Annotated in this window: 6 protein-coding genes; 2 read left to right on the forward strand and 4 right to left on the reverse strand. The window is 38.8% G+C overall.

Translation table 11 applies throughout. From position 1 onward, the window contains the following. Window positions 1–173 precede the first annotated feature (173 nt). A complete protein-coding gene (locus tag ACP6PL_RS03950) occupies window positions 174–323 on the forward strand; it encodes a hypothetical protein (RefSeq protein WP_426542764.1) in 150 nt (49 codons plus the stop codon). A gap of 35 nt (window positions 324–358) precedes the next feature. Here the strand turns inward: ACP6PL_RS03950 and ACP6PL_RS03955 are convergent, their stop codons facing one another. From ACP6PL_RS03955 to ACP6PL_RS03965, 3 genes are all read right to left on the reverse strand, one after another. Beyond that, window positions 359–1669, reverse strand: coding sequence for a recombinase family protein (locus ACP6PL_RS03955; RefSeq protein ID WP_426542766.1), 1311 nt, complete (start codon window positions 1667–1669; stop codon window positions 359–361). Window positions 1670–1676: 7 nt separating this feature from the next. After that, the gene (locus tag ACP6PL_RS03960) at window positions 1677–2039 is read right to left on the reverse strand and encodes a VOC family protein (RefSeq protein ID WP_426542767.1); all 363 of its coding nucleotides are present in this window, start codon (window positions 2037–2039) and stop codon (window positions 1677–1679) included. Between the two features lie 192 nt (window positions 2040–2231). After that, on the reverse strand, window positions 2232–3590 hold the full coding sequence (locus tag ACP6PL_RS03965; RefSeq protein ID WP_426542769.1) for a cytochrome P450: 1359 nt from the start codon (window positions 3588–3590) through the stop codon (window positions 2232–2234). Window positions 3591–3942: 352 nt separating this feature from the next. Between ACP6PL_RS03965 and ACP6PL_RS03970 the strand changes: the two genes are divergently transcribed. Then, window positions 3943–6480 (forward strand): glycogen/starch/alpha-glucan phosphorylase, encoded by a 2538-nt coding sequence (locus ACP6PL_RS03970; RefSeq protein WP_426542771.1) that lies wholly within the window; start codon window positions 3943–3945, stop codon window positions 6478–6480. Window positions 6481–6823: 343 nt separating this feature from the next. Here ACP6PL_RS03970 and ACP6PL_RS03975 read toward each other — a convergent pair whose 3' ends face one another. Then, the gene (locus ACP6PL_RS03975) at window positions 6824–7963 is read right to left on the reverse strand and encodes a calcium-binding protein (protein WP_426542773.1); all 1140 of its coding nucleotides are present in this window, start codon (window positions 7961–7963) and stop codon (window positions 6824–6826) included. Window positions 7964–8013: the final 50 nt, after the last annotated feature.

Raw genomic sequence — 8013 nt, forward strand, 5'->3', positions numbered from 1 at the left:
TATCAAATCCGCTAGTATTGGTGTAATTAGATAAAGAGTGTGGGGAGATGGGGAGGTGGGGAGAGCTAGAAAGATTTGGTAATAGCTGAAGATGGAACATTTTTTTATACCGATGCTACCGGATTTGATATAACCGGATTTGATATTAAAAAGCGTTTTCGGCTGTCGCCGACATGAAAAGCGCAGCTCCTCTGCAACAGGCAACAGTCCGTCAGGATAACGCTGCGCGATATGAATGCGGACTATTTCGTCACGAAAGCTTTGCGGAACGCAAACGCAATTATCAATTATTAGGAAAGGCTTTATACCTTATTTTTCAGTAAAGTCTTTTAATCTCCGCTACTCCCCTACTCCCTAACTAAAAAATAAAAATAACTTGTAAATCCCAACTTGTATCTTGACGAATAATTTCTATTTTTCTGATAAATTCGCGTAAGTAAAATCTGCGTTCTGATTCAGATAAATCCCACCAAAATTGAGGTATAGAAACTGCTTTTGCTGTCTCTAATAAATTGACTGGAGGGAGTTGATTAAGTTTGCTTTCTAATTGAGCAATTTCTGTTTTTAATTTGTAAGTGCGGAGTTCGGCAGTTTCTTGGTCAAAAATTCCATTAGTGATTAAATTTGGTAGTTGAGAAAGAATCTCTTGTTTCTCAGAAATATTCTGTTTAATTATGCTCTTAACTCCATCCATATTTGGCATTTCTAAAGCAGCAACAGCAAGAGGTAATTCTCGACAAATTATTTCTATGGTTTGCTCTAAAATTTTTTGATAAGCTAAAGCTTTACATTTTCGTTTGCGGGGGCAACTTTTAGGCCGCAAATAGAGATATTCTTTCTCTTTGCGAAATGTAGTGACTCTTGCTGTAATCATTGGAGACTCACATTCTGTACATACAACTAAACCTGCTAGAGAATGGGGAGCGCTGGCAGTGCGCGGTGCCATTACGCGGTTGCGTCGGAGCAAACGTTCGACTTGGGCAGCTTCTTCTCTAGAAATAATGGGAAGATGGGTATTGGAAATGACTTCACCATTTTGATATTGTAAGTCACCGCGATAAACGGGGTTAGTTAACCAACGTCGCCCAGTGGTGACAGAGATTTTTTTTCCGTATTTTTTCTCGATATGGCGTACTGCTCCGCGCAGAGATCCAAATAACAGGAAACTTTCAAAAAAGTCTTTGACAACAGGGGCGGCGCTACGATCGAGAGCGTAACGTTCTTTGCCTCGACGATATCCGTAGGGTGCTTTCCCTGGTGGGGGTATCGCTTTGATACGATTGCGAGCGTGAGCTTGACGAATTTTACGACTATGTTGGTTTTGGCGAATTTGGTTCAGGAGTTTGAGTAGGTCAGTTTTGCTTGCCTGGGTATTGGTAGGTTTGGGTTGATTAATTTTGATATCTGATTTCAGAGGAATAATTTCAATGTTAAGAGATTCGAGTTTAGTGAGACGATCGCACACTTCCTCTACAGAATCTCCTAATTCTTCGAGTTGGCGAATGAGGAGATAATTAACAAATTTGGTGTGACAGTCTTGGAGGAGTTGTTGGAGTTGCTGGCGATCGCCCAGGTCTTGATATATTTGGTCAACTTCCCATCCCCAAATTGTTGGGTCTGGTGCAGTTTCAAACAGAGGGTTTGTGTATGAATAGGCAATAATTTTCACAGGTTATTTATTGTTGGCTTAATTCTATAATATTACCATCCGGGTCTTGGGTAAATAATGCAGCACGACCAGAAGCACTCATTTGAATCTGACAATTATTTGCTAGTAGTTGTGCTTTGGCAGCATCTAAGTCGTCCACAGAAAATGCTAAATGTCTATTTCTACCTAATTTTTCTAAATTAACTAGATCCGGAATTATTTCTGAGGATACTATCAAATGTATTTGGAAATTACCGACTTGATACCAAGTACCCGGAAAATTACGGGAGCGATCGGCTTTTACTAGACCGAGGATTTGGCCATAGAAATATTCGGCTTTTTCCAGGTCTGAAACTAACAGAGCAGCATGGAGAGATTGAGTTATTTGCATAAATATTTATCCAGATTAATTTCTAGTTATATTATATCGCTACAGCTAATCAGTGTGCATTAGATTATTGGGTGTGGGGCGGGTTTATCTAATAATTTGTAACACTATTAACTTAACATAGAATCCTTGAGTTCTAGCTTGTTGTCTAATTTTAGGAGGGGGTTTAAATCCCCTTCTAAAAAAGCTGACCGCTTATTGCTGAACTGCTAAAGGCTTTTTAACAACCATTCGCATATTTCCTGGTAGTGCCATTGTCAACCCCCTGCGAACAGGTTTCATTGATCGATTAGAAACTAATTTAAGTTCGTACTGTGATAAAATAGTTGCTAATACCAATTTCATTTCAAATAAAGCGAAAGCCGAACCTATACAACGACGACTCCCTCCTCCAAATGGTAAATATTCATAAGGTGAAAATTGTCTTTCTAGAAAACGTTCTGGTTTAAATTGTTTGGGTTCTGGATAAATATCTTCTCGGTGATGAGTTAAATAAATAGGCACTATTGCCACCATTCCCGGTTCCAATTGATAACCCATAATTTCTACAGGTTTCTGAACAACTCTAGGAAAAGCATTCATAGCAATAGGATAAATCCGAAGAGTCTCCTGACAAACAGCGCTGAGGTAAGGAAGTTTCGTAATAGCAACTTTGTCGGAGTTATTAGAAATAGTTGCTAATTCTGCTCTTAGTTTTTCCCGTACTGATGGGATTTTGTCAATCCAATATAATGCCCATGCTAAAGCTGATGCCGTAGTTTCGTGACCAGCAAAAAGCATTGTCAGCAGTTCATCCTTAATTTCTTCGTCACTCATCGGATGACCTGCTTCATCACGCGCTTCTAGTAATAAACTGAGAATATCATCAGTATGATTTCCTTCTTTCTTTGCCGTTTCAATTTCTGCCAATATTAGTTCGTGGAGTTCTTGTCTTTTGCGTAAAAATCTTCCCCACGGACTCCAAGGACCCCAGTCTTTTCGCAGGAAATTGAAAAACAGAAATATAGAACTGAGAGGAGAACTCATGGAGTCGAGAATATCAGACATAATAAGTCTAAGTTTTTCATAACGTTTCCCTTGACTTAAACCAAATACAGCACCAAGAATTACTTTGAGAGATATTTCTTGGGTTGACCTGCGGATAGGAAAAGGTTTGTCTATTTCCCACTGATTAATGACATCACAAGTAATACTATAGATTAAGTCTGCATAGTTACGCATCCGATCGCCATGAAAAGGTGGCATTAATAGTTTTCTTTGGCGCTGGTGGCGATCGCCGTCTTGAAGCAACAGAGAATTTCTGCCCACAAAATATTGCAAAATACCATTACTACCTCCAGAACCAAAAGTATCAGGGTCAGCAGTAAAAATTTGTTGAATGGCTTTCGGGTTACAGAAGTAGATAAAAGGGAACAACGAATTAGTATTTGTTCTGAAAATATCTCCATATTCAGAGTATCGTTCCTCTATTGTCTGTAGGGGACGAAAAATAAATTTCCAAGTCCGAAGTCTTCGTTGTAATGGTGACAGAGCTGGGCCATTAGGTAGTGTCATTTCAGTTATCAGTTATCAGTTCCTCCAAAATTAATTATACAAATATGATTTTCTCCTAACTTCTGACTTCTGACTTCTGACTTCTGACTTGTAAGTTGATGGCCAAAAAATACCCAAATTTTAGGATCAATTCTGTAAAAATGATTAAAGTTAAATACTTATATATTCTCGAAAACCTTTGATAGTTATAAAGTTTAATTTTCCCTATATTAGTAAAGGGATATAATGTAATTGGCTAGTCTCACTTCATTCAAAAGTTTTCTATAGAATAACTCCTGTGTGGCAAAGCTAATCAGTTTACCCACCTTTCTACTGAAATAAAATTGATGACAGTAAAATTTAAGGAGCGCTAATGAATCAACCCATCAACCCCACTACTGAAAATCAAATTCAGGTAGAAGACGATCGCACAGGCATGAGTGTCACTACTCTCAGACGTGCCCTAGCTGATAACCTGTTTTATTTACAAGGTACTTATGAGTCCATGGCAAAACAGGATGATTTCTACCGTGCTCTGGCTTATACTATACGCGATCGCTTACTCCAACGTTTTCTTTCTACAATCCGTACCTACAATGAGAAAGATGTTAAAGTAGTATACTACTTATCAGCAGAATTTCTCATGGGTCGTCACCTAGGTAATAGTTTGATTAACCTAGGCATATATGAACAAATTCGTCAAGCTGTTAGCGAGTCTGGACTTAACTTGGATGAACTACTAGAACAAGAAGACGATCCAGGTTTAGGAAATGGGGGTTTGGGTAGGTTAGCAGCTTGTTTTTTGGACTCTCTAGCTACCTTAGAAATTCCCGCAATGGGTCATGGTATTCGCTATGAGTTTGGCATTTTCACCCAAACTGTACAGGATGGGTGGCAAGCGGAAATTCCAGATAAGTGGCTGCGCTTTGGCAACCCCTGGGAAATAGCCCGTCCAGCCGAACAGGTAGAAGTTAAGTTTGGCGGCACCACAGAAACTTACCATGATGAAAAAGGCCACTATCGAGTAACTTGGCTTCCAGCTCAAACTGTTATTGGTATCCCTTATGATACCCCTGTTCCTGGCTATAAAGTCAATACAGTTAATCCCCTACGTTTGTGGCGTGCAGAAGCTAGTGTAGACTTTAAGTTTGAAGAGTTCAATTCTGGAAACTACGATGGTGCAGTAGCAGAAAAAATGAGTTCGGAGACTATATCAAAAGTTCTCTATCCTAATGATAATACTCCCCAAGGTAAGGAACTCCGACTGAAGCAGCAATATTTCTTTGTTTCCTGTGCTTTGCAAGACATCATTCGTAGGCATCTATTACACAACCAAAACTTAGATAACTTAAGCGATAAAACAGCAATTCAGTTAAATGATACTCACCCTGCTGTTGCTATTGCAGAGATGATGCGGTTATTGATTGATGAGTATGATATTGACTGGGAGCGTGCTTGGCATATTACTCAAAATACTTTTGCTTATACTAACCATACCTTGCTACCAGAAGCATTAGAACGTTGGGGAATTAGTTTATTTGGTAGTCTCCTACCTCGCCACTTAGAGATTATCTATGAAATTAATCACCGCTTCATAGAGCAAGTGAAAACTTGGTATCCTAAAGATAAGGAATTAATCTCTCGTGTATCTATAATTGAGGAAACACCAGAAAAATCGGTTCGGATGGCTAATTTAGCGACTGTAGGCAGTCATGCTGTGAATGGAGTAGCAGCTCTACACACAGAATTGCTGAAAAAAGGTGTACTCAAAGATTTCTACAAACTTTTCCCAGAAAAGTTCCTCAATAAGACTAATGGAGTGACTCCCCGCCGTTGGATTTTATTGAGTAATCCTAAACTTTCTGCATTATTTTCTGAGAAATTAGGAGATAGTTGGTTGCGAGATTTAGATAAACTAAGGCAACTAGAAAAATATGTTGATGATGCAGAATTTTGTAACCGTTGGCGAAAAATTAAGCAGGAGAATAAAGCTGCTCTGGCAGAGCACATTTTAAAGCATAATCGGATTGAAGTGGATATTAATTCTCTGTTTGATATTCAAGTCAAACGTATCCATGAGTATAAACGTCAACATTTGGATTTATTCCACGTCATTACTCTTTACAACCGCATTAAGCAAAATCCTAGTATTGATATTCAACCTCGCACATTCATTTTTGGTGGCAAGGCAGCTCCTGGTTACTATATGGCTAAGTTGATTATTAAGTTGACTAATGCTGTTGCTGATGTAGTTAATAATGATCCTGATGTGCATGGTCGCTTGAAAGTAGTTTTCTTAGCTAACTTTAATGCTTCATTAGGTCAGTTAATTTATCCTGCTGCTGATTTATCAGAGCAAATTTCTACTGCTGGTAAAGAAGCATCGGGAACCGGTAATATGAAGTTTGCCATGAATGGAGCGATGACTATTGGTACTCTTGATGGAGCTAATATTGAGATTCGTGAAGAGGTGGGAGCAGAAAATTTCTTCCTGTTTGGTCTGACTGCTGAAGAAGTTTTCGATATGAAGGCTAAGGGTTATAAACCTTTGCACTACTATAATACAAATCCAGAGTTAAAGGCTGTGATCGATCGGATTGCTAGTGGTCGGTTTAGCAAAGGCAATCCTAATCTATTCAAGCCTCTGATTGATTCTTTACTGTACAATGACCAATATATGCTATTAGCTGACTATCAGGCTTATATTGAATGTCAGAAGCGGGTTAGTCAAGCTTTCCAAGACAAAGAAAAATGGACAAAAATGTCTATTTATAATTCTGTTCGCATGGGTAAATTCTCTTCTGACCGAACAATTATGGAGTATGCGAAAGAGATTTGGGGAGCAAAGCCAGTTAAGATTAATCAAGAAACATATACTCAAGATAATGCTGGTTTGAAGGTAGATAATTAATTGCTCTAGTTTTTAATCTTGAGGCATCAGATATCAAAACTGATGTGATTTGAGTTAATGTGATAAAGAGACGTTCCTGTTCTTGGTAACGTCTCTTTATTATTATCAGAACTTACAGTATTCTAATTGGTCGTCGGTGTGTGACACTACAAGACGGATTTGATATAATATCATGTCCGGTTGAATAGTTAGAATTAAAGTTCGTAGTATAGCTCTCAGCCAGATATATACTTAGGGCTGAGAGCTATACTACAAACAAAAACTTTTTTATCACTGATTATCCGGACATGATATAAGTCCTAATTAGGTTTTTCAACGGTACTCCCTACTACCTAATCTTTTGTTATATGATCAAGGAATCATCAACAGTAGTTAAACGACTTACTATTTGCTCTGAGGTTGCAGATAAATTTTCTAACGTGACTAAAAGTTGCTCATTCAAGAAAATTGAAATGTTGTTATCAACAGTCTCAACAGTGAAACTTTGTTCATCAATATTTAGTTCGTCATCTAATACGATGAAGTCTTGATTAATATCGAAGTCAGTAATAATATCCACTCCTTGGTTAAAGTTGAGCAAGAAGCGATCGCTACCACTACCTCCAGAGAAAGTATCATCACCTTCCCCTCCATACAAGAAATCGTCACCTGCTTCTCCTAACAGAGAGTCATTTCCTGACGATCCAAACAAAGTATCATTATCCTCACCTCCTAACAAAGTATCATTACCTTCCTCTCCAAACAATGAATCCTGACCTTGATTACCAAATATTAGGTCGTCTCCTATACCACCAAATAACTGGTCTTCCTGACCTTCTGTACCCAATGGTGCCACAAGTTCAGGGTTGTCACCATACATGGTATCATCGCCTTCACAACCACATAGGGTATCATTGCCTTCATCCCCAAACATCAAGTCGTCCCCTAACTGACCATACATCAAGTCATCATCTTTACCACCTCGTGAAGTATCATTCCCTTCACCACTAAGGATAGTGTCATTCGCATAGTTACCACTGAGGAAGTCATTTCCGGCACCACCATCAATGAAGTCTTCTCCTGATACATCACCATCAACAACACTATTGTTGCCTCCAAAAATACTGTCATCTCCTTCTTCACCTAAAAGAGTATCGTCTCCTTCGTCGCCAAACATTAAATCATTATCCTTACCACCATAAATGAAATCATTATCCTTACCACCATAAATGAAATCATCTCCACGACTGCCTTGCATAACATCGTCACCGCGACCACCATAAACAGAATCTTCTCCGATTTCCTCTTCTGATGAACTTGAACTAGGATCGGCCACAATTTGGTCATCACCATTTTCACCCATGAGCATATCGTGGCCTTGTTGTCCGAACATGATATCATTACCCTTACCACCACGAGCTACATCATTACCCTTACCGCCCATGACTGTATCATCATCTTGGTTTCCATTTAGGGAGTCTTTACCCCTACCACCATTCATCATCAGGACTTACGCAAAGACACTATATATAGCGTATACTAAATAGAGCGATG

Source organism: Dapis purpurea BLCC-M126 (genome assembly GCF_050015975.1).
GTDB lineage: Bacteria > Cyanobacteriota > Cyanobacteriia > Cyanobacteriales > Microcoleaceae > Trichodesmium.

Bases quoted from the DNA above. Each gene is read 5' to 3' on its own strand.
- ACP6PL_RS03965 (WP_426542769.1), bottom strand. From the start codon at position 3,590: ATGACACTACCTAATGGCCCAGCTCTGTCACCATTACAACGAAGACTT.
- ACP6PL_RS03950 (WP_426542764.1), top strand. From the start codon at position 174: ATGAAAAGCGCAGCTCCTCTGCAACAGGCAACAGTCCGTCAGGATAAC.
- ACP6PL_RS03970 (WP_426542771.1), top strand. From the start codon at position 3,943: ATGAATCAACCCATCAACCCCACTACTGAAAATCAAATTCAGGTAGAA.
- ACP6PL_RS03960 (WP_426542767.1), bottom strand. From the start codon at position 2,039: ATGCAAATAACTCAATCTCTCCATGCTGCTCTGTTAGTTTCAGACCTG.
- ACP6PL_RS03975 (WP_426542773.1), bottom strand. From the start codon at position 7,963: ATGATGAATGGTGGTAGGGGTAAAGACTCCCTAAATGGAAACCAAGAT.